Here is a 19,941-nt window from a genome sequence, read left to right as displayed (position 1 = left end):
GCATGTTGAAGCACCCGGCAGCCACTGGTGACAAGAGACCTGCCTCGGTGACAGTTTTCACGCTTCGGCTCAACAGATGCCACCTGACTTCCGCCGGGCACGGGAATCAGAAATCGAGCTCGACGTAGTCGATGTCGGTGAAGGCCACATGCAGACCGGCGGCGCGACGCCCGCGTTCTTTGAAGTAGATCTCCTGCAGGCCTTCGGCGGCGATCTGTTGGAGTTGCTGGTCGGTGGCGCCGACGGTGTGGGCATCGAGGAGGCGGGAGGCGTAGTCGGGGGGCAGGTGCTGGGTGATCAGGCGGATGCGTGCGTCGTCGGTGGTGCCGGGGGCGGCGGTGTAGCCGAACCGGGCACGGGTCTCGATCGTGATGCCGCCGGTGGTGACCGCATGCTGTCTGGCTTTCGCGCGTACGCGGGGCTGCCAGCGTCGGCGGACTGCGTCCGTGAGGCGGGCAGCTAGTTCCGGACGGGGCTGTTTGATCTGGCCTTTCACGTAGCGCTCGACGGTGCGCTGGGAGACGCCCAGCATGTCGGCTGCGGCCCGGGTGCCCTTGGCGGTTCTGACGAGGAAACGCATCTGGGCCTGGGGGGACTTGGGCAGGGGGCGGGTGAGGGTATTGGCGGTGGCTTTGTCGAGGCTGTCGCGGAAGATGCCCATGTGCGGTTCCTACTCCCCGCCCGCGGCGGCGTCGGTGCCCTTGATGTGCCGGGCGGGGTTGTGGCCTTCGTCGAGCATCTTCACCGCCCACATCAGTGACTGGGTGCCTTCGTGCTTGACCATGCCGGGGCTCACCCCGAGGCGGAAACCGCCGGGCAGCGGCTTGCCCTCGGGGGTGCGGGGCAGGAAGTCCAGCGGGGTGGGGCCCTCGGAGAGGTAGACGGCGCAGTCGGACAGCACCGCGATCGGAAACAGGCCGGTGGCGGCGAGTCTGGACATCTTGCGGTGCATGTTGACGCGGGCGGCGGCGATGACGGCGGCACGGATGTCGGGCCGCCAGGTGGGGCGTTCCAGAGCGGGCCAGCGCTCGCCGGGCCGGTAGCCGGCGCCCTGGGGGCGTTCGCGGAGCTTGCCGATGCCGCCCTTGACGGTTGCCTTGATCGCGGAGAGGACGGCGGCCTGCGCGGGATCGGTGTCCTTGTGGTGTTCCATGGCGGCCAGGAAGTCCGCCTCGTTCATGCCTGCGCTGACGCCGAGGCGTTCCATGGTGGCCAGGTAGGCATCGCGCAGCCGGGTGTACCAGCCGTCCAGGTAGGAACCGGATTCGGGGCGCAGCCAGGCCTCGATCGGGCGAATGTCGTGGCCGAGTTCGGCGGCGTAGGCGACGGTGGGGGTCGCGTACCAGGCCGGCCCTTCGGGCCGCAGGCCGTGTGGGGTGAAGGGGTTGGGCAGGCGGGTGTCGAGGTCGATGTGGGAGAGGTCGACGAGCCAACTGCCGGGCGTTTTCTTGTCGAAGCGGGGGTGGTTGACATGGGCGGGGGCGCCGAGGCCGACGGTGAGCCGGTTGACGGCGGCGGCGAAGGCCATGTTGACGTCGATGCCCACCGCGAACGGCTTTGCGCATTCGTCGTCGGTGAGCTGTTCCGGGTCGCGGATCCACTCGAAGGCTTCTTCGTCGAGGACTTCGGCGGGGGTGCGCTGGTGACCGCGCGGGGAGCGGGCGGTGACGACGGGGTGCTCGTCGGGTGCTTCCGGCGGTGCGGGGTCGACCGCCTGGGTGAGGGCGCCGGGGTTCGGTCCGGACATCCAGGTGTCGGTGGCCGGGTCTTTGACGGGGCGGGTGGGCGGGCGCAGTACGGTCATCAGTTCCAGACCGCATACGGCCGCGGAGCCGCGCGGGGTGATCACGCGGGTGGCGTAGTCACCGAGGACCTGGGCCAGTTCGGGGGCCGGGAGTTGGCCGGCACTCCCCCAGGTGCGGGTGTCGAGAGCCTCCCAGGGCAGTACGGCGAGCTGGACGCACTGACGTCGGCCGCCCTCGGCGGGCCGGTAGACGCGGGCCCAAGGGCCGAATCCGCGGCGTGTCAGCTTCCACTTGGCGCGGGCGAGTTCACGCACCACCGGGTGGTTGTCGGCCAGGCGCAGCGCGCGGCGGTCCTCCAGAGCGGCGGGCAGGCCGAAGCGGGCGGCGGCCCGGGCGGTGAGGACGATCAGCGGATCGGAGTCCTTGCCGTGGCGGTGCAGTCGCTCGGCACCGAGTCCGGACTCCTTCAGTGCCCAGTCGGCCAGTTGCGGGATGGTGGTCGCGGGGCACTCCAGCAGCACTCCGCCTGGGCAGTACGCGGTGCCGTCTGCGTCCAGCACCGCGAGCGGCCCGTTCGGGAATCGTGAGTCGGAGGCTGGCGCGGCTTCCGTCGGCCTGGCCGGGCGCGGCGCAACCGGCGTGGGGGTGTGTGGCGTGTCGTGCGCCGCGGGTGCCGTGGGTGAAGCTGTCGCAGCGCCCACTACGGTCTGGACCGACGGCACAGGGAGGGGCTCTGCCGGGATCGCGGGCCTGCCGGGAGGCGGGACGGGGGCGGGATGGCGCTGAGCAAGACCTTCGAGCAGCCTGCGGTAGGCCTCGCGGCGTTCCTCTTTCGGCTCGGCCCGTCCGGCCTCCCACGCCTCGATGCTCGGCATGCGTACACCGAGAGCCTGAGCGAGGGCCGCCCTGGTCAGCCCGGCCGCTTCACGCAGCCTCACCCGCTCGGCCGGGAGAGGCAGCACGGTGCCGTCGTCGACGGCGGCAAGCAGCGAGTCGACGGCTGCGAACAGTTCCTCGGACTGGTCCGTCATCTGTGCTCCTCCTCCCTCTACCTGACGCCCTGGCGGATCTCTTCGAGGCGGGTCATCAGCCGCTGATAGCGCTGCGAAGCGGCCTGAGAGGAGTTGAGCCCCTGATGCTGGGCGATCTGTCGCCAGTCCATGTCTCGGCGCCTAGCCTCGATGACCACCTGGGATTCCAGCCGGTCCAGCTGATGGCGCATGTCCTCGAACAAGCCGAGTGCCGCACCCACATCATCCGGGGTCACGTCCACCGTTTGGCCGCCACTCTGCTGGTGATCGGCCGCAGCCATCATCAACCGCCCCAGCAGTGCGGCGTCCTGTTCCAGGCTGCGCGCCGGGCCCCAGCGGGCGGTGGGGTCCTCCGCGAGTGCGGACAACCGCCGGCGGGCCCCGTCGCGAGCATCACGTGTCATACGGCCAGCCTACCACAATGATTCAACGAAACAACATGTTGTTGTTCAGTTGCCCGTTTCGCGATGCCGTCAGAGTGCGAGCTTCCTGTCGCGTGGGGGACGATGGACACATGCCCGTCCAAGAGGAGGCGCCGGGTGCGCCTCTGCTGCAGATCCCTCGCCACATCCGGGCCGTCGGCCCGGGCTGGCACGCTGTACTGCTCCGCCTGCACGAGCAGTTGGGCGCCGTCTGTCCGTCTGGACGATCGTGCGAGGCCAGACGGTCTCCACGGCCTCGGGCAGGCCCTTGAGCCCGTCGCAGACGAGCATGATCACGTCATCCAGGCAGCGGTTCTTCAGCTCGGTGAACACGTACAGCCAGTACTTCGCACCCTCGCCGCCGTCGCCGGCCCAGATGCCGAGGATGTCGCGGGTGCCGTCCACGGTCACCGCCATCACCACGTAGACCGGACGGTTCGCGACCTGCCCGTCGCGGATGTTGACGTTGATGGCGTCCACGAACAGGACCGGATAGACGCGGCGGTTTCCAGTGATCGTTGCGAGTCATCCGGATTGCAGGCCTATGCCCCAGTTTTGCATGGCCTCGGCCGGGGTCCGGTCGCCGAGGACCATTCGGGGCCGGTCGTTGAGCTGACGGGTGACGTCCCTCAGCTTGCGAATGTCGTGGAGCGAGAGGTCGGAACCCTTGGGAAAGTACTGCCGCAGCAGGCCGTTGGTGTTCTCGGTGGTCCCGCGCTGCCAGGGCGAGTGCGGGTCGCAGAAGCCCAGGGCGCCGAGCCAGTGCAGCAGCCGGGACAGTGTCTGCCGCATGAACGGGGGCAGGGCGTGGACTTCGTCGACGATGACGGTCCGCCCGCACAGGGCCAGCATGCGCAGGGCGCTGAAGCGGACAGGCAGGGCGGCCATGAGGGCCTGGTCGTGGGTGGCGACGGTGAACTGGGCCAGCAGGGCCCTGTCCCAGCCGCGCAGCCAGCCGTCGGGCACCGTCACGCGTTCTTCGGGCCGCTCCCCCGCAGCCGGCCTGCCCCCGTCGTCGTCGCCGTCGTCGCTGTCGCTGTCGCTGTCGCTGTCGCTGTCGGGCCAGTAGGCGTCGCTGGTGGAGGGTTCGTGGGCGGCCAGGCGGTGGTCGGCGTAGGCGGTGTTGTCGTAGCTGTGGCTGTGGACCAGGGAGACCGGGGCGTGCTCGGGTTGGTGGGCCGCGACGTAGGCCTCGAGGAGGTCGTAGGCGGCGTCGGTGGTGGCCATGGTCGGCAGAAGCCACAGGATGCCGGCCGTGTCCCCGCAGGCGTTGAAGATCCGTGCTGCTTCCAGCGCGGTGACGCTCTTTCCGCCGCCGGTGGCGTCGGTGACCACCAGGATGCCGGGCCCCTTCTCCCCCACCGCGGCAGTGAGTTGCCCGATCACCGAGGCCTGCAGGGCGTTCGGCCGCTCCAGGCCGCCGTGGGCCTGGGTGAACGGCACCTGCGGCAGGGTGATGCGGGCCAGCCCGGACTCCTCGACCACAGCGGGGGCGTCCCGGACGGCCTGGGTGAAGTGCTCGCCGGCGCCGAAGGCGGGCGCCTGGGCCTTGGGCAGCCAGTAGTGGCGCTGGCTGGCCAGCCGGTCCGCGATGATGCCGATTCCGGTGATCAGCACGGCCGCCGGCACCGACACGTCCGCGGGCAGCGCTGTGGCGCCGGTCAGATGGCGCAGCAGGGCGAAGTAGCGGCGGCGCAGATCCTGCCAGGTCGGCCCGCCCAGGGCGAGGTTGACCCGGGAGGCTTTGGCTGCGCCGTCGATGTCGACCTGCAGGAACCGGCCGTGGTGGCCTCCCAGGATCTGGGCGACGAGCACTCCAGGGCTGTCGGAGGTGTCCGCCGGGTAGCCGGCCTCGGCCAGCACGTGCAGCACACTGTGCATGGACGCCCGTTCGTGCGGCATACGCTGCCAGTCACGGATGTCCGCGCGCAGGGTGTCGCTGACCCGGGCCCAGGGATACGCCTCCTGTTCCTGGAACGCCGACAACTTGCCCAGATCGTGCAGGCCGGCGATGAACATCACCAGACAGCGGGCCTCGGCCAGGGTGAGCCCCAGTCCGGCGGCGATCAGCCGACGCTGACCGCGGGTCAGGTACCGGTCCCAGACCACACCCGCGAGCGCCGCGACATCCAGCAGATGAAACAGCAGCGGATACACCGCCCACGCGCCACGGTCGAACTTGCCCCACGGCGTCAGATCGATCCCGCCACGCCGGGCATCCTCCCGCACCCCCACCGAATGCTCCCGCTCCGCTCTACGTCAACCCGTCCCGTAACCAAGGGAGTTGCGCCTATCCTGCCGCATGCAGAGCATCACCCCCGGCACGCGTCCCTGGGAGGGCAAGGGTGTAGCCTGCGATTCAGGTCTCACCGGTTTCCTCATCTTGTGAGGGTGCGCCCCTGCTGGTCATCACGGGCCGCTCAGGGCCCTGTTTCCCCACACGCGTGGGGATCAGCCGTACAGCAGGGCGGCCAGCTGGGCGATACGTGGCCCTCCCCACAAGGGTAGGGGTGTGCCTTTCTGGATCATGATGACGACGAGGCAGACGCCCTCCCCACACGCGTGGGGGTCGTTCCCACGACGTCGCTCTCAAGACCATCCCGGTGAGGTCTCCCCCGCACTGGTGGGGGTCTGGCGACCTTTCCCCGGTCGACAACGATCGTCTTTGGGTTGCTCCCCACACACGCGAGGGCTTCTCTCAGGCCTGGGATGCCGACCATGTGCAGCCGTCTTCCCAACACATGTGGGGGTCGTTCGTTCTCGTACATGCGTCGAGCCTTGATTCGGTCGCCCTCCCCACACACGTGGGGGTCTGTCCAGCACGCGGGGAAAGACGGGATACCAGCGGGGTGCCTCCCCACGTGCGTGGGGGTCAGCCTTCGGTGGTGAGAGTCTTTGCGGTGGCGGCAGGCTTCTCCTCCCGTACGGACGCCCAGCCGGGCTGTGGAGCGAGTCTCCCCGCATGCGTGCGACCAGGGACGTGAACGCGCGTCTTCCCCACACTCGTGGGGGTTCATCGTTCCGGGGCTGGGCGCGCCTGACCGCCCAAAGGAATCCTCCCCACGCCCATGGGGGCCTGTCCTGGCATGGCGTCGGGGCCCGGGAGTTCGTTGAGTCTTCTTCCCCACGCGCGTGGGAGTCCGTCGAGCGGGCAGTGGACATCCGCTGGGTAGCTGTCGTGCTCCCCAGACATGCGGGGTCGTTCCGTCTCAGCCAGTACACCGAGGGTGGCGTGCGCTTCTTCCCCACACAGCTGGGGGTCTGTCCACGGTGCTGGCGGTGACATCGATACCCGCGTGGCCCTCCCCACACGCGTGGGGGTCTGCCTCCCGTCGTCGAACAGATTTTCCTGGGCCAGCGGTCTCTTCCCTACGTACCTGGGGGTCTGTCTGACCAGCTGAACAAGAGCGCGTTAAGTCTCGGTTCTTCCCCACGCACGTGGGGGTCTGTCTCCCGCAACCTACGGTGTGCGGACCGGCGGATGGTCTTCCCCACGCACGTGGGGGTTTCTCCCAGGTCTGGGATGCCGACCACATGCAGACCCCGCCTTCCCTACACATGTAGGGGTCCGTCCACGGTGACGCCTCCCCGGTCGTCCAGCCGCGCCACCTTCGCCACGCGCGTGGCGGTCAAGCAATGATGCAGGTGTTCCGGCCCCTCACCCGTGTCGAGTCGATCCTCAGGCATCGCCTACAGCTCTCACCCCACAAGACCTAATAAAACAGCAGGTCAGACGACTGGCCCCTACGGCCTTCTCAATTCAGCGCGCCGGGGATTCTCACACCATGTCACCAAGACTTCTCACTCGACGTCACCACCTCTCCGTCCAGAACAGCAAAGACACGTGACACCCAAACGAGAACTGTCAGTGACACCGAAGTGAGAAGTCGCAGGGAGAATCGTGACACATGGTACCGACACGGATGACTTGGCCAGCATCTACCCCGAACTCGGCCGGAACGAAACGCTCCAGAGCATCCTGCAGACGGCCGTTCACCAGGCTGGACACGGGCTGGACGTACTCCCCGAACGCGCGCCAGGCTGGTGGCGGTCCGGAGCCCGCGTAGACGGTGACAGCCGGACGACCAACGTTCTCCTCGGCATCGCAGAGCGCGCCTTCATCGTGAACTTCTGGGAACGCGGCGTCATGTTGGCCAAGGGCACAACGACCAGCTTGGACGCTGTCGTATCGGCCATCGGTGCTTGGCAGTCCGGCGCCGCCTTGGCACGTCTGAAGTCCGCCTGCCCGTTCGTCGACTACAGTCCGCTCGCCGAAGCCCACGAGCGCGGTGACGAAGTCTAAGCCCAATGGACGAACTATCGGCACACCACAGCACGGCACGTGGACCATGGACTCATCGAGGCTGCATACCCCCAGCCACAGCTGCGAGCCCTGTTCCCCTTCCACAGCCACCGGACGCTGAACTTCAGCCGCTGCACCGGGTTCCCCTACACCCGCGACGTTCCAGTGATTACTCCGTGGACGAGAAGTACCGCGTCACCTGGTGGAAGACCCGCTCACTGCACGGGCCAGCGGACATCGGAGAGACTGACAACCCGCGTGACGCTGTGGCCTTGGTCCTCATCCACCTTCCCACCCACTGCGGGCCAGCAGTCGCCGGCACTGCCAATGATCTTGACAAATCAGATTCCACATAACGATCCAGCTGACGTGGCCCTCGACGACGCCTGAGCTCCACGGCAGTGCCAGGGCCGCAGTGACCGCGGCGAATTCTCGTTCGAGAACGTTGACCAAAGTGTGGAGGCCTGGCAGGTCGTCGGCGCGGACCGCCTTCTTGATTCATTGCGGAAACTGGTCGCCCTGGAGCTGAGTGAGTATCCTTCCGAACACGCGGACCTGCCCAGTGAGGACATCCAGTTCGGGGCAGCCAGCAAGGAGGCCTTTGAGCTTCAGGCGCTCGCTCTCCGGCAGGGTGTCGGGGTGAATCAGGATCCAGCCGGTCACCGTGCGCGGAGACGGGCGGCCGGTGCCGTCGGCGGCTACGTCCTCGTCTACGGACTGCCGCTCGTCACGGGCGGCAGGCTCGGCGACCTCTACGGCGTACGGCGCCTGTTCCTCACCGGCACCGCCGTCTTCCCGCTCGGCTCGCTCGCGGCCGGACTCGCCCCCGGCCCCGTCACGCTCGTGGCTTTCCGCGCCGTCCAGGCAGCCGGTGCCGCCTTCTTCTACCCGCAGGTCCTCGCCGTCCTGCAGACCGTGTTCACCGGCCACGCCAGAGCCAGGGCCTTCGCCGTCTTCGGAGCGACCATCGGCCTCGCCTCGATCCCCGGGCAGGTCCTGGGCGGCATCCTCGTCCACCTGGACCTGTTCGGCCTCGGACGGCGCAGCGTGTTCCTGGTCAACGTCCCCGTCGGCCTGGCCGCCCTTGACCAGCGGAGACTGCTGGCCGGGCTGATCGAAGAACTCCTGGATGCCCCCTCTTTCGAAGGTCCTGACGTCGATGCCAGGAGTCGGCGTCAGGACCGGAGCCCGCATCCTGATCGAGGTCGGCGACGGCAGCACCTTCCCGACCGCCAGCCACCTCGCCGCCTACGCAGGATTCGCCCCTGCCACCCGGAGCTCGGGCTCCTCGATCCGCGGCGAACAGCCCTCCCGACGCGGAAACAAGCAGCTCAAACGGTCCTTCTTCCTTTCCGCGTTCGCGGCCCTGGGTGACCCGGCATCACGTGCCTACTACGACAAGAAGATCGGCCAGGGCAAACACCACACTCAGGCCCTGCTCTGCCTCGCCCGGCGCCGGGCCGACGTCCTGTTCGCGATGCTCCGCGACGGAACCTTCTACGAACCCCGGCCGGCTTCAGCCGGCTGATCCTCAGCGACCTCGCCGCACACGGGGCAATCCCGCTCGTCAACCGATTCCATCACGACCGGATGACCGCAGAAGTCGCACGGCCGCATGCCCTCGCCCGCCGACTCTTGAACAGGCACGTCCTCACTCATGACAGCCACACTGCCAAGCGACCACCTTGACCAAAGACGTACGGGCCCCCAGGGGCCGCCAACGCACAGCACGGGTGAGTACGGAGGCTGCAGAGGGACTCCTCAACTGTGGTCCGACACGACCACGCGATCTCCCCGGCCGGCACACGGACCGGGAGCGCCGCGGACAACCCGGCCGCCCTCACCGGGTGGCCACGGGTGAGCAACCCCAGACACACCCCCCCACCCGCACAACCACCCGCCCCGTTCCCGCAACCGCCCCTCCAGCCCTCGCCTGCGCCGATACGATCACCCCGTGCGGGACGGGGCCCGTGGCCGAGGGGGCGGGGGATGACGGACGACAACGTCGTTGTGTGCGCGCGTACTTCACCGTGGCGGACGGCTGCGGTGGCCGTCGCGGCGGGCCTGGCGCTTGCTGGGTGCAGTCCGGGCGGCGGCGGGTCCGCCCGGCCGGACACCTCCGTGCCGCACACCTCCGCGCCGGGGACGTCCGGCGCCCGGTCCGGCTCCCCCGCAGCCTCCGCGTCCGCGTCCGTCGCGGGCAACGACGGGGCCCCGCCGACGCCGTTACGGCCCGACCCGGCCAAGGTACCCAGGACGAAGAGCCGGGCCGAAGCGCTGGCGCGGACCGTCGCGCTGGAGCCCCAGGACTGGGGCGCGCAGTTCCGGGCACAGCAGCCGGCCACGAGCCCCCCGCACACCGTCGCCGAACTCGACGGGCAGTGCCGCTGGCAGCGCCGTGAACTGCCCGCGGGTGTCCTGGCCTCCCTGTCCCGCTACAGCGAGATCCCCGCCACCGGCGCCAAGGGCGCGGTCGAGGTCAGCGCGGCCGTCACCGTGCACACCAGCGTCCGCGAAGCCGACGAACGGATCGCCGCCACCCTGGAGGAGCCGCTGCGCTGCCGGGAACAGCAGGTCCGCAGTGACGAACGGATCACCGAACTGATCTCGACCGCCACCCCCTACGGCCAGGGCAACAACACTTACGCCGACGACCAGGTCGTGGAGACGGGCGCCTATCTCACCGGGAACGGCAAACAGACCTACTACTGGTTCGTCACCCGCCTCCACACCCTCACCCTGGCCGTGTCGGTGAAGGGTGCGGCAGGCTACCCGGACAGCGAGCTGGGCACCTTCGCGTCACGCGCCAACGTAACGATGCTCAACCGTGTGCAGTTCGAACTCGGGGGCCAGAACCGATGAAACCGCTGCGTCCCTCGGATCCCGCACGGATCGCCGGACACCGCCTCCTCGGACGGCTCGGCGCCGGAGGCATGGGCGTGGTGTACCTGGCGCGCACGCCGGGCGGCGCGCTGGTCGCCCTCAAGGTCCTGCTCGCCGAGTACGCCGAGGAACCCGGCTTCAAGGAACGGTTCCGCCGTGAGGTGGACGCCGCCCGGCGGGTCGACAGTCCCTGCGTGGTACCGCTCACCGACGCCGACCCCGACGCCGACACCCCGTGGCTCGCCACGGCATTCGTCCCCGGCCCCTCCCTCGCCGAGGCAGTGACCGCGTACGGGCCCCTCCCCGAGCACGGCGTATGCCTCCTCGGGGCACGGCTGGCCGAGGCACTGGCCGCGGTGCACCGGGCCGGACTGGTCCACAGGGACCTCAAGCCCGGCAACGTCCTCACCGCCCACGACGGGCCCCGGCTCATCGACTTCGGGATCGCCCGCGCACCGCACGACCAGACCCTCACCACCACGGGCACGATCGTCGGCACACCCGGATACCTCTCCCCCGAACAGGCCCAGGGCCACACCGGACACCACATCGGCCCGCCGAGCGACATGTTCTCCCTCGGCTGCGTACTGGCATTCGCCGCGACCGGCCGACCACCCTTCGGCACCGGCACGATCGACGCCCTGCTCTACCGCACCGTCCACGACCCCGCCGACCTCGAAGGCATACCGACCCCCCTCCTCCGCATACTGCACCACTGCCTCGACAAAGACCCCGCCCGACGTCCCGACGCCCGCACCCTCACACACAGGCTCACCGACACGACGGCCGACACCGAACCCGGCGCCGACACCGCAGCCGGTGCCTCCCGGCACACCGACCCGCCCGACCCCGTACCACCCGCAACACCCGCAGGCCACAAGGCCGTTGGAGGGGACGAGGCCGTCGGATGGCTGCCCGAGCCGGTGACCCGGCTCATCGCCGTCCGGTCCGCCGCCGCCCTCGCACTGCCCGACATCGAACACACGCTGGTGCCGACCGGCACACCCGCCAGGGCCGGGCAGGCCGAACCCGGCACGGACGGGACCGGCGCGACAACCGGCACCCACAGGCCCCGCCCGCCGGGGCGGCGCAGGTTCCTGCTGGGCGTCGGCGGCGCGGCGGTCCTCGCCGTCGGCGGAGGCGGAGCCTGGTGGGCCACCGCCCGGGACAGCTGGTCAGGGAACGACGACGGGCCCGCGGACCTCCGGCGCCCGACGCACACCCTCGCGCTGCACGCCGACCTCAGCGGACCGCACAAAGCGACGGGACGGGCGCAGGAACGCGGGCTGCGGCTCGCCGTCGCCCAGTCCAACGCGCGCCGCGACGCCCCGTTCACCGTGAAGGTCAGGGCCGTCGACGACACTGGAGATCCGGCACTGTCGGCCCGGGTCGCGAAGGAGCTCGCCGACGATCCGGCCGTCCTCGCCGTGGTCGGCCCGACCACCGACGAGACCGGACAGACCGCGCTGGCGGCGTACGACGCCGCGCTGGTACCGGTCGTCGGCGTGTCCCCCGGCACGACCGCGCTCTCCGTCCAGGGCTTCCGGTCGTTCCTGCACGCACGCCTCCCCGACGCCGTGCTGCCCGTCTACGTCAGCGCCTACCTGCGCGGTGACAGCCGCTCCCGCAAGATCGGCATCGTCGTCGACCGCCCGTCCGGCACCTACGGCACCAACCTCGCCAGCTCCCTCAGCAACGCACTCAACAGCATCCCCTTCCCCTCCGTACCGGAAGTGGTCAGCGCGATGCGCCACGACTTCGGCAGCGCGGTCGACACCGTACTCACCGCCGGTGCCGACTCCGTGTTCTTCGCCGGACTGCCGGACCGGGCAGCCCTGATCGCCCGGACGCTGCGCGAGCGCGCCTTCGTCGGCCCCCGGGTCTCGGGCCCGGCCCTCCTCGACGAACGGTTCCTCACCGCCGCCCGGGAGAACGCGGAGGGCTGGGTGATCGTCGCGCCGGTCATCGACGCCACCCGCAAACCCGAAGCACGCGCCTTCGCCGCCGCCTACCGCGAGCGCTTCGACGAAGCGCCGCCCCGGTACGCGGCGGAGGCCTACGACGTCACCGGCATGCTCCTCACAGCCCTCGCCGGACTGCCCGCCGGCCGCCGCACCCGGCAGAACCTCCTCACCGCGGTCCGCGACGGGACCTACCAGGGCATCACCAGGACCTACGCCTTCCAGAAGAACGGCATCATCGTCCTCGACTCCACCGGCGGCTTCCTCTGGCACGTCGAACACGGCACCTTCGTCTACGACGGCCCCGCGCCGATCACCGCCTGATGGAACCGCTGCGCGCAGGCGACCCCTCCCGGATCGGCCCCTACCGCCTCCTGCGCCGGCTCGGCGCCGGCGGCATGGGCGTCGTCTTCCTCGCCCGCGCACCGGGCGGAGCCGTCGCCGCCGTCAAGACGGTCCGCCCCGCGTCCGCCGAGGAAAACGGATTCCGGGCACGGTTCCGCCGCGAGATCGACAGCGCCCGGCAGGTCGACAGCAGGTGGGTCGTCCCGCTGCTGGACGCGGACGCCGACGCCGACACACCCTGGCTGGCGACCACCTACGTGCCGGGGCCCTCGCTCGCCGAAGCCATGGACATCTCCGGACCGCTGCCACCCGCAACCGTACGGGTCCTCGGCGCCCTCCTCGCCGACGCACTCGACGCGGTCCACAGCGCGGGACTCGTACACCGCGACGTCAAACCGGGCAACATCCTCCTCGCACCCGACGGACCCCGCCTCATCGACTTCGGCATCGCCCGGACCACCGACGCCACCGCCCTCACCACCAGCGGTGCCGTCGTCGGCTCCCCGGGGTTCCTCTCACCGGAGCAGGCGCGGGCACAGGGCGGCCGGATCGGGCCGCCGACCGACGTGTTCTCCCTCGGCTGCGTACTCGCATACGCCGCCACCGCAGTCCTGCCCTACGGCACCGGCTCGCCTGCCAGGGTCCTCATGCGCACGGTCTACGAGGAACCCGATCCGGCGGCACTGCCCGAGGACCTGGAACCGGTGCTGCGGGCCTGCCTCGACAAGGCCCCGGACAGCCGAGCGACCCTCACGCAACTCCGCACCGCTCTCGGAAGAGCACCCGGCGCCTTCGCACCCCCCGACTGGCTCCCCGCACCCCTCACCCGGCTCATCAACGACCGGTCCGCCGCCGTACTCACTCTCGGTGACATCGAACCCACCCAGGTGTCCGCGCCCGCACCGCGCAACGCCACCGACAGGGCGGACACAGCGGACAGGGCGTCGGCCGACGCGGTGACACAGACGGACGACGCCGTCGACCGGCCCGGCCCGCACACAACCCGCCGCCGCGGCTTCCTGCGTCTCGGCTCGGCGGTGGGGCTCCTGGCGGCCGCAGGCGGGGCCTGGTGGTGGAGCACCCGGCCGGAGCCCGGCCCCTCCACCCCGTCCGGGAAGGGCCGTCCGCGCCCCGACCTCGTCGTGGCGTTCCACGGCGACCTGACCGGCCCGGACAAGGAGTGCGGCCAGGCACAGCTCGACGGCGCCCGGCTCGCCGTCGAGCGGCTCAACGCGCGGGACGAGCACCCGTTCCGGCTGAGCCTGCGCCCCTACGACGACGGCGGCGACGCCCGGCGCGCCGAGGCCCTGGCCGTCCGCCTCACGAAGGACGCGCGGGTGCTCGCGGTGCTCGGCCCCACCACGGACGCCTGTTTCCGGGCCAGTGAGAGGGCGTACACCGAGGCGGCGATGCCCGTGGTGTCCGTCTCAGTGGGCGTCGACACCCTCACCTCGACGTTCGGCGACAACGTCTTCCACTCCCATGCGGCGCTGCGCGTCACGTACGGGCTCCTCGCCCTCCCTTGCGTCCGTTACCTGAGCAACCACAGAGACGCCCGCCGGGTCTTCCTCGTCGACGACCGGGCACAGGGCGACTTCGCCTGGACCGTCTGCGACCAGAGCGAGAAGGCGCTCCGGCAGAACGGCCGCAACCCCACGACCACCCATGTGGGGCCCGGGAAGATCGACTACGCGGTGCTCGCCGCCGAGGTGCGCTCCACCCGTGCGGACGCCGTCGTCTTCACTGGTGACGCCTCCCGGACGGCCGGATTCGCGACGGCGCTGAGCGCCGCCGGGTTCACCGGGACGCGGATGGCCACGGAACGCGCCCTGGACCAGCGCTTCCTGCACTCGGCGGGCGCCGCCGCACAGGGCTGGGTCTTCGCCACGGGATTCACCGACCCGAACGCCCGCGCCGCCACGCGGGCGTTCGCGGCGTCCTACCGGAGCCGCTTCGGCGCCTTGCCCGGCTGGTACGCGGCGGAGGCCCACGACGCCGTGATGTTCCTGGCCGCGGCCTGCGACAAGGACGGCGCGGCGCTGGGGGAACGGGGCGCGATCGCCCGCCGGATGCCGGAGATCACGTACGCCGGTATCACCCGCACCGTCAAGTACGAGCAGGGGTACGGCTACAACCACGACGCGCTGTTCGAGTTCGAGGCCGTCGACGGCGCGTTCCGGTATCTGGGGCACTACCGGGACGCCGCCGTGTCGTGACGCCGGGGACCACGGTGTGCCCCCGGTGTCCGCTGTCCGCGCGGGCTACCTCGTGGCGGGCCGGGGGGTGCCGGCCGAGGCGGACGCAGACGTGTCGTGGTGGGGCCGGGGGACGGGGAACGTGACGCCGGTGAGGTCCTCGGAGACCGTCCACAGGCGCTGCTGGACGGCCACGTCGTAGGAGTCCGGGCTGGAGGTGACCAGCCGGGGGTGGCCCTTGATCTCGTTGCGGCCGCCGGGACCGTAGTACTGGCCGCCGAGCGTGGCGGGGTCGGCGGCGGCGCGCAGGGTCGGCAGGGCGCCCATCGCCGCCGGCTGGGTGATCAGCGGCGCGAGCCCGGTGAGCGCGAGGCGCAGGGGCGCGGGCGCGTTGCGGGCGAGTTCGGTGCTGGACATGCCGGGGTGCGCGGCGACCGCGACGGTGGTGCCGTGCGGGGCGAGCCGGCGCTGCAGCTCATACGTGAACATCAGGTTGGCCAGCTTGGACTGGCCGTAGGCGCCGACCCGGCTGTAGGACCGCTCGCTCTGCAGGTCATCGAAGTGGATCGCGGCGCGGATGCGGTGGCCGGTGCTGCTGACCGTCACCACACGGGAGCCGGGCACGGGCAGCATCAGGTCCAGCAGCAGCCCGGTGAACGCGAAGTGACCGAGGTGGTTGGTGCCGAACTGCGACTCGAAGCCGTCGGCGGTGGTCCGCCGCGGCGTGTACATCACGCCCGCGTTGTTGATCAGCAGGTCGAGGCGGTCGAACCGGGACCGCAGCGCGGCCGCGGCGGTCCGCACGGAGGCCAGGGAGGTCAGGTCCAGCGGCTGCACGGTCACGTCACCCGTCATGCTGGCCGCGGCCCGCTCGCCCTTCTCCACGTCGCGCACGGCGAGCACCACGGACGCCCCGCGCTCGGCGAGCGCCTTGGCGGTCTCGTACCCCAGTCCGGTGTTGGCCCCGGTCACCACCGCCACCCGCCCGCGCTGGTCCGGAATGTTCGCCGTCGTCCACTTCTCGCCCATGTGAGGCTCCCAGATCTTTAACGTACCGAAGGTATGTTGCACCACCGACGTTAAAGTACCTTCGGTACGCTGTCAACGTACCGAAGGTATCCAATCTAGAGTGGTCCTCGTGACTTTCCAGCGGGCGCGAACCGAGGAGCAGCGGGAGATCCGCCGCCGGGCGATCCTCGACACGGCGTCGGCGATGCTCGACGAGATGCCCGTGGCCGCGGTGACCCTGAACGAGCTGAGCCGCCGGGTGGGCCTGGCGAAACCGAACGTGCTGCGCTATTTCGAGTCGCGGGAGGCGGTGCTGCTGGAACTGCTGGACCGCTTCCTGCGGGAATGGCTGGCGGAACTGGCGGAGGAACTGGCCGCGGGCGTCGACGGCGACCTTCCGATGGCCGAGCGCGCGGCGGCGGTGGCCGAGATCCTCGGTCGCTCACTGTCCCGGCGGACGGTGCTGTGCGAACTGTTCGGCGCCCAGGGCAGCGTCCTGGAACACAACGTCTCCGTCGAGGTCGTGGCCCGCTACAAGCGCGCCTCCCTCGACCACCTCACCACCATGAGCACCCTGATCGGGACCTGCCTGCCGGAACTGGGCGACAACGCGACGCTGTTCAGCCTCCAGACCATGGTCATGGCGGGTGCGCTGTCGGCGTACAGCACTCCCCCGCCCAGCCTCAAAGCCGCCTACGAGGCCGAACCCGACCTCGCCCGCTTCCACCTGGATCTCGAGGACTACTTGAAGCAGGCGCTGACCGCGACCCTCCTCGGAACACTCCCCCGGCCCTGAGCGAGGCTGCACGAGAGACACATCGGCGATGCCGGGACCGGCCAGCCTCCCCTGTCAACGCCCTCCGTCATGATGTCCCGCGTGGACACTGAGACATTGACAGGCATCTGGCAGCGGTTGCTCGCCGACCCGCGCAAGTCGTGGGTGCTGTTCGAACACGGCACTTGTGTCGTGTTGACCGCTCCGGAAGGGGACCTCGCCGAGCAGGCGACCGACCTCCTCAGGGAGTTCGGTCCCGCGCATGCCGGATCTTCGGCCGGAGACTTCGGGGTCATCGACCCCAAGGGCGTCGCGGGATGGGTCGTCACGGGGCATCATCACGACGTGCTCACCTACGTCGGTCCCGATGAACCCCAGGATGGATCGCACCTCGCCGTCGGGTTGTTCGGGCGCGCCAAACGCCACCAGGACGGCACCCAGCTGCACGCCGTCCACGTCGAGGACAAACGGCCTCTCCGTCCACCAACGCGAACTGCCGACTGACTTGGCAACTCGACTCCCGGACGACACCGCCGACGCCGTCTCCGGTATCGCCTATGGGGCGGCCCACGGCGATCCGGAGTTGGTGGAGCGCGGGCTGCGGACCCTGGCCCGGCCGCGCGCCACACAGCGCTCCTGATTCTCCGCCCGGCTGTCAGCCCGCTGCCGGTGCATCGGCCAGGCCACCAGGCACGGAGGACCCCGCAGGGTCCGCCGTGCCTGGTGGAGGGGTCCGGAGTTAACGCGGGACGAAGGTCCCGGGGTTGGTCAGCCCGCCGTGCGGCGGCGGTAGCGGATGTGGGTGGTCAGCGGGGAGTGGAGCACTTCGACGGGGTCGAAGTCGAAGGTCTCGACGCCGTCGAAGAGGCGCTCGCCGCTGCCGAGGAGGACGGGGGCGATGTCGAGGGTGAGTTCGTCGATCACTCCGGCGGTGAGTGCCTGCCGCACCGTGGAGGCGCCGCCGGCGATGTCCACTCCCCTGCCGTCGGCGGCCTCCAGTGCCTGCGCGTAGGCGGCGTCGAAGCCTTCGCTGACGAAGTGGAAGGTGGTGCCGCCCTTCATCTCGATCGGCTCGTGGGCGTAGTGGGTGAGCACGAAGACCGGGGCGTGGTAGGGCGGTTCGGAGCCCCACCAGCCGTCCCACGGCTCGTTCCACTCGCCTCGGATCGGTCCGAACATGTTGCGGCCCATGACGTAGGCGCCGCGAGGCCGCATCAGCCAGCCGTTGGCTGTCCTGTCGGCCTCGGTCGCACGCGGGTCGCCGATGTGCCAGCCGTGCAGCTCCTGGCCGCGCTTGCCCAGCGGATGGTCCCGGCTCTGCTCGGGTCCCGCGACGTAGCCGTCGAGAGAGATCGACATGTGGCAGGTGGTATCGGACATCAGCAATTCTCATTTCTCCGGATGCGGCAGATGTGGCAGATGCGGGGAGGGGGCGGGTGGCTGTCGGATCGCACGGCACATGTATGGACCGACGGAGACGGCCGAACTCATCGGTACACCGTCACGTCTGTGCGAGGGACCTGCCACGCGGACGGGCGGGGCACTTGTCTCGTGCGCGGGCTGGCCCGTATGCCGCCTCCTGCAAGCGGCCCCTCACGAAGCGGCGTTCGCTGCCCTGGACGTGATCAGCTCCGCCAGGCGCAGCCCCTGGGCATCGGCCAGGACCACGGTGACGGCTCCGGGTGTTTCCTCAACTGTGCGGACGCGGATGCGGTGGATCGTGCGCAGGTCGGTGGCGAGTGTTCGCGGGTCAGCTTCCAGCAGGTTCGCCAGGGCTGCGGCGGCGGTCGAGTCCATCCGTAGTCGGACGGCTCTCTGGGGGGCCTGGTCCACGATTCCGGGCAGGCCTGCCTCTCCGAGGGCCCAACGCAGCCTGATCACAGGTTCGTTGGTCATGGTGCCTGCTGGGCTTTCCTCGCTCGGCGGGCGCGTTCGAAGGCGGCTGCGTCCGGTATCCAGGGGCCGTACGGGTCTAGTGCGGCGCAGCCGCCCCGGGTGAAGGCGTGCACCAGGGTTCGGTAGGCGTCGAGGCCGTCGACCAGGCAGTATTCGACCCGGTATTCCGGGGCCGCGCCGCCCCTGCCCTTGCGCAGCGTGGTGATTCGGGCCGCGGAGTCGGCGTAGAAGTGGAGTTGGATGCCCTCGCCTCTCTCCTCGTCCTCGATGGTGAACACCTCGTTGTCCGTGGTGGATCGGTCGGCGACGAAGATCCAGAACTCGGTGGGGGCGGTGCGGGGGCCGTCGTGTTGCCATTTCTTCTCGGCGCCCTTGTCGTCGGTGAGGGTCAGGGCTGTCTTTGCTTCGTTGCTTTCGTGGGCGGCGACGGTCTTCTTGGCGTCTTCCTCGGGGGTGTTTCTGGAGCGAGTCGCGGTCTCTGTGCACATCAGGAAGGTCACCGTACGGATCGCGTCGTCGGCGAGTGCGGGATGCGCGTTGCGGACGGCTGTGTCGACGGCTGTCGCCACCCGTTGCCAGGCCTGCTTGTCGCGGACGCGGTTTCCCTGTCGCGGGTCCAGGCCGATCCGCATTCCTGCGCAGGCCCGCTCCGCGGTGGCGATCACCGCCATCACCTGCGGCAGCAGTGCGGGGGCGACGGCGTCGGGGAGGCGGCGGGGGACGGTCGCGGCGTGCGCGTACTGGCCCGTGTAGCGCAGAAGCGCGGCGTCGAGCGGGCCGAGGGTCTCGCCGCGGGCGGCGCGGCGACGGTCGGCCCGGTGATCCTGGGCTCGCTTCTCGTTCGGCGTCTCGGTCGCCGCGCGCATCGCCGCGTGGACCTGGCCGCGCTCCAGCAGAGTGAGGTCGGCGCCGTGGGCGACGAGGCGGCTCCTGTCCCAACGGATGCGGCGGAAGAGCGCGTCGACGTCCGCGGGCGGGGCGAGGAGGATCGGGTCCAGGAGGGCGGTGGCGGCGTTCTCGTCGAGCGGGTTCCGGGTTCCGGCGGCGTCGCAGAGCGGGAGGACCGCGCTCCACAGCAGCAGGTGCCTGGGCAGGTCCTCCCGGATCACCGCGAGGTGGGCCTCCCCTACGGGGAAGGTGAACGTACGGGGGTCGTGGTTGGCGTCGGCCCCTGCGCCGAGCATCAGTCTCAGCTCGCCGTCCTCGCGGATGACGACCGGTATCCAGCCGCTGCCACGCGTGAACACGATGTCTCTCACGGGCTCAGGGCCTCCTCGGAACGGCACCGGACGGACTCCCCGGCAGCCTAGGGCCCGTCTGACCATTCCCGTCTGACGCCGCGTGGCCGCCCGGAGGGCGGCCACGGGAATCGTCAGA

At 70.3% G+C, this 19,941-nt stretch carries 13 protein-coding genes and 7 pseudogenes; 10 read left to right on the top strand and 10 right to left on the bottom strand.

Features of this window, described 5'->3' with window-relative positions; all coding sequences use genetic code 11:
* Positions 1-106 precede the first annotated feature (106 nt).
* The 6 genes and pseudogenes from tpg to ACIQPQ_RS37115 all read right to left on the bottom strand — a co-directional run.
* Positions 107-661: a telomere-protecting terminal protein Tpg gene (gene tpg / locus ACIQPQ_RS37140; RefSeq protein WP_401313245.1), complete on the bottom strand. Its 555-nt coding sequence runs from the start codon at positions 659-661 to the stop codon at positions 107-109.
* A 9-nt stretch (positions 662-670) separates the two neighbouring features.
* Positions 671-2,776 (bottom strand): telomere-associated protein Tap, encoded by a 2,106-nt coding sequence (gene tap, locus ACIQPQ_RS37135; RefSeq protein WP_401313242.1) that lies wholly within the window; start codon positions 2,774-2,776, stop codon positions 671-673.
* A 17-nt stretch (positions 2,777-2,793) separates the two neighbouring features.
* The gene (locus ACIQPQ_RS37130; RefSeq protein WP_401313239.1) at positions 2,794-3,180 is read right to left on the bottom strand and encodes a hypothetical protein; all 387 of its coding nucleotides are present in this window, start codon (positions 3,178-3,180) and stop codon (positions 2,794-2,796) included.
* A gap of 234 nt (positions 3,181-3,414) precedes the next feature.
* Positions 3,415-3,699: pseudogene (locus ACIQPQ_RS37125) on the bottom strand (transposase); the annotation flags it as partial.
* A gap of 24 nt (positions 3,700-3,723) precedes the next feature.
* A pseudogene (locus tag ACIQPQ_RS37120) lies at positions 3,724-3,942 on the bottom strand (transposase); the annotation flags it as partial.
* Between the two features lie 828 nt (positions 3,943-4,770).
* A pseudogene (locus ACIQPQ_RS37115) lies at positions 4,771-5,427 on the bottom strand (CRISPR-associated endonuclease Cas3''); the annotation flags it as partial.
* 1,699 nt (positions 5,428-7,126) lie between these two features.
* Between ACIQPQ_RS37115 and ACIQPQ_RS37110 the strand changes: the two are divergent.
* The 7 genes and pseudogenes from ACIQPQ_RS37110 (at position 7,127) to ACIQPQ_RS37080 (ending at position 14,906) form a co-directional block, all read left to right on the top strand.
* Positions 7,127-7,501: a hypothetical protein gene (locus ACIQPQ_RS37110; protein WP_401313236.1), complete on the top strand. Its 375-nt coding sequence runs from the start codon at positions 7,127-7,129 to the stop codon at positions 7,499-7,501.
* A gap of 12 nt (positions 7,502-7,513) precedes the next feature.
* Positions 7,514-7,857 (top strand): annotated as a pseudogene (locus ACIQPQ_RS37105) (DUF6193 family natural product biosynthesis protein); the annotation flags it as partial.
* A 100-nt stretch (positions 7,858-7,957) separates the two neighbouring features.
* A pseudogene (locus tag ACIQPQ_RS37100) lies at positions 7,958-8,524 on the top strand (MFS transporter); the annotation flags it as partial.
* A 112-nt stretch (positions 8,525-8,636) separates the two neighbouring features.
* Positions 8,637-9,029 (top strand): annotated as a pseudogene (locus tag ACIQPQ_RS37095) (transposase); the annotation flags it as partial.
* A 461-nt stretch (positions 9,030-9,490) separates the two neighbouring features.
* Positions 9,491-10,363: a hypothetical protein gene (locus ACIQPQ_RS37090; RefSeq protein WP_401313233.1), complete on the top strand. Its 873-nt coding sequence runs from the start codon at positions 9,491-9,493 to the stop codon at positions 10,361-10,363.
* A complete protein-coding gene (locus ACIQPQ_RS37085) occupies positions 10,360-12,669 on the top strand; it encodes a bifunctional serine/threonine-protein kinase/ABC transporter substrate-binding protein (protein ID WP_401313230.1) in 2,310 nt (769 codons plus the stop codon). The genes ACIQPQ_RS37090 and ACIQPQ_RS37085 overlap by 4 nt, the downstream gene beginning before the upstream one ends.
* Entirely contained in the window at positions 12,669-14,906 is a 2,238-nt protein-coding gene (locus ACIQPQ_RS37080; RefSeq protein ID WP_401313227.1) for a bifunctional serine/threonine-protein kinase/ABC transporter substrate-binding protein, read from the top strand. The genes ACIQPQ_RS37085 and ACIQPQ_RS37080 overlap by 1 nt, the downstream gene beginning before the upstream one ends.
* A gap of 45 nt (positions 14,907-14,951) precedes the next feature.
* Here the strand turns inward: ACIQPQ_RS37080 and ACIQPQ_RS37075 are convergent, their stop codons facing one another.
* The gene (locus tag ACIQPQ_RS37075) at positions 14,952-15,914 is read right to left on the bottom strand and encodes an SDR family NAD(P)-dependent oxidoreductase (protein WP_401313224.1); all 963 of its coding nucleotides are present in this window, start codon (positions 15,912-15,914) and stop codon (positions 14,952-14,954) included.
* 109 nt (positions 15,915-16,023) lie between these two features.
* On the opposite strand from ACIQPQ_RS37075, the gene ACIQPQ_RS37070 reads away from it, so the two are divergent.
* The 3 genes and pseudogenes from ACIQPQ_RS37070 to ACIQPQ_RS37060 all read left to right on the top strand — a co-directional run.
* Positions 16,024-16,689, top strand: a complete 666-nt coding sequence (locus tag ACIQPQ_RS37070) for a TetR/AcrR family transcriptional regulator (protein WP_401313221.1) — start codon at positions 16,024-16,026, stop codon at positions 16,687-16,689.
* 72 nt (positions 16,690-16,761) lie between these two features.
* A complete protein-coding gene (locus ACIQPQ_RS37065) occupies positions 16,762-17,172 on the top strand; it encodes a hypothetical protein (protein WP_401313305.1) in 411 nt (136 codons plus the stop codon).
* A 31-nt stretch (positions 17,173-17,203) separates the two neighbouring features.
* A pseudogene (locus ACIQPQ_RS37060) lies at positions 17,204-17,308 on the top strand (aminoglycoside phosphotransferase family protein); the annotation flags it as partial.
* 128 nt (positions 17,309-17,436) lie between these two features.
* On the opposite strand, the gene ACIQPQ_RS37055 reads toward ACIQPQ_RS37060, so the two are convergent.
* The 3 genes from ACIQPQ_RS37055 to ACIQPQ_RS37045 all read right to left on the bottom strand — a co-directional run bounded on the left by ACIQPQ_RS37055 (position 17,437) and on the right by ACIQPQ_RS37045 (position 19,823).
* Complete coding sequence (locus ACIQPQ_RS37055; protein ID WP_401313218.1) at positions 17,437-18,048, bottom strand: dihydrofolate reductase family protein; 612 nt, start codon at positions 18,046-18,048, stop codon at positions 17,437-17,439.
* A gap of 213 nt (positions 18,049-18,261) precedes the next feature.
* A complete protein-coding gene (locus ACIQPQ_RS37050) occupies positions 18,262-18,465 on the bottom strand; it encodes a hypothetical protein (protein WP_401313215.1) in 204 nt (67 codons plus the stop codon).
* 95 nt (positions 18,466-18,560) lie between these two features.
* A complete protein-coding gene (locus ACIQPQ_RS37045; RefSeq protein ID WP_401313213.1) occupies positions 18,561-19,823 on the bottom strand; it encodes a DUF6357 family protein in 1,263 nt (420 codons plus the stop codon).
* Positions 19,824-19,941: the final 118 nt, after the last annotated feature.

The sequence above is a fragment of the Streptomyces sp. NPDC091281 genome, assembly GCF_044757425.1.
In the GTDB taxonomy this organism is placed as follows: domain Bacteria; phylum Actinomycetota; class Actinomycetes; order Streptomycetales; family Streptomycetaceae; genus Streptomyces.
The sequence above is the reverse complement of the archived record's forward strand: the minus strand, read 5'-3'. Positions and strand labels throughout refer to the sequence as shown.

Coding starts and splice junctions, on each gene's coding strand:
- tpg (WP_401313245.1), bottom strand. CDS start 661: ATGGGCATCTTCCGCGACAGCCTCGACAAAGCCACCGCCAATACCCTC.
- ACIQPQ_RS37055 (WP_401313218.1), bottom strand. CDS start 18,048: ATGTCCGATACCACCTGCCACATGTCGATCTCTCTCGACGGCTACGTC.
- ACIQPQ_RS37075 (WP_401313224.1), bottom strand. CDS start 15,914: ATGGGCGAGAAGTGGACGACGGCGAACATTCCGGACCAGCGCGGGCGG.
- ACIQPQ_RS37080 (WP_401313227.1), top strand. CDS start 12,669: ATGGAACCGCTGCGCGCAGGCGACCCCTCCCGGATCGGCCCCTACCGC.
- ACIQPQ_RS37065 (WP_401313305.1), top strand. CDS start 16,762: ATGTCCCGCGTGGACACTGAGACATTGACAGGCATCTGGCAGCGGTTG.
- ACIQPQ_RS37130 (WP_401313239.1), bottom strand. CDS start 3,180: ATGACACGTGATGCTCGCGACGGGGCCCGCCGGCGGTTGTCCGCACTC.
- ACIQPQ_RS37085 (WP_401313230.1), top strand. CDS start 10,360: ATGAAACCGCTGCGTCCCTCGGATCCCGCACGGATCGCCGGACACCGC.
- ACIQPQ_RS37090 (WP_401313233.1), top strand. CDS start 9,491: ATGACGGACGACAACGTCGTTGTGTGCGCGCGTACTTCACCGTGGCGG.
- ACIQPQ_RS37050 (WP_401313215.1), bottom strand. CDS start 18,465: ATGGACTCGACCGCCGCCGCAGCCCTGGCGAACCTGCTGGAAGCTGAC.
- tap (WP_401313242.1), bottom strand. CDS start 2,776: ATGACGGACCAGTCCGAGGAACTGTTCGCAGCCGTCGACTCGCTGCTT.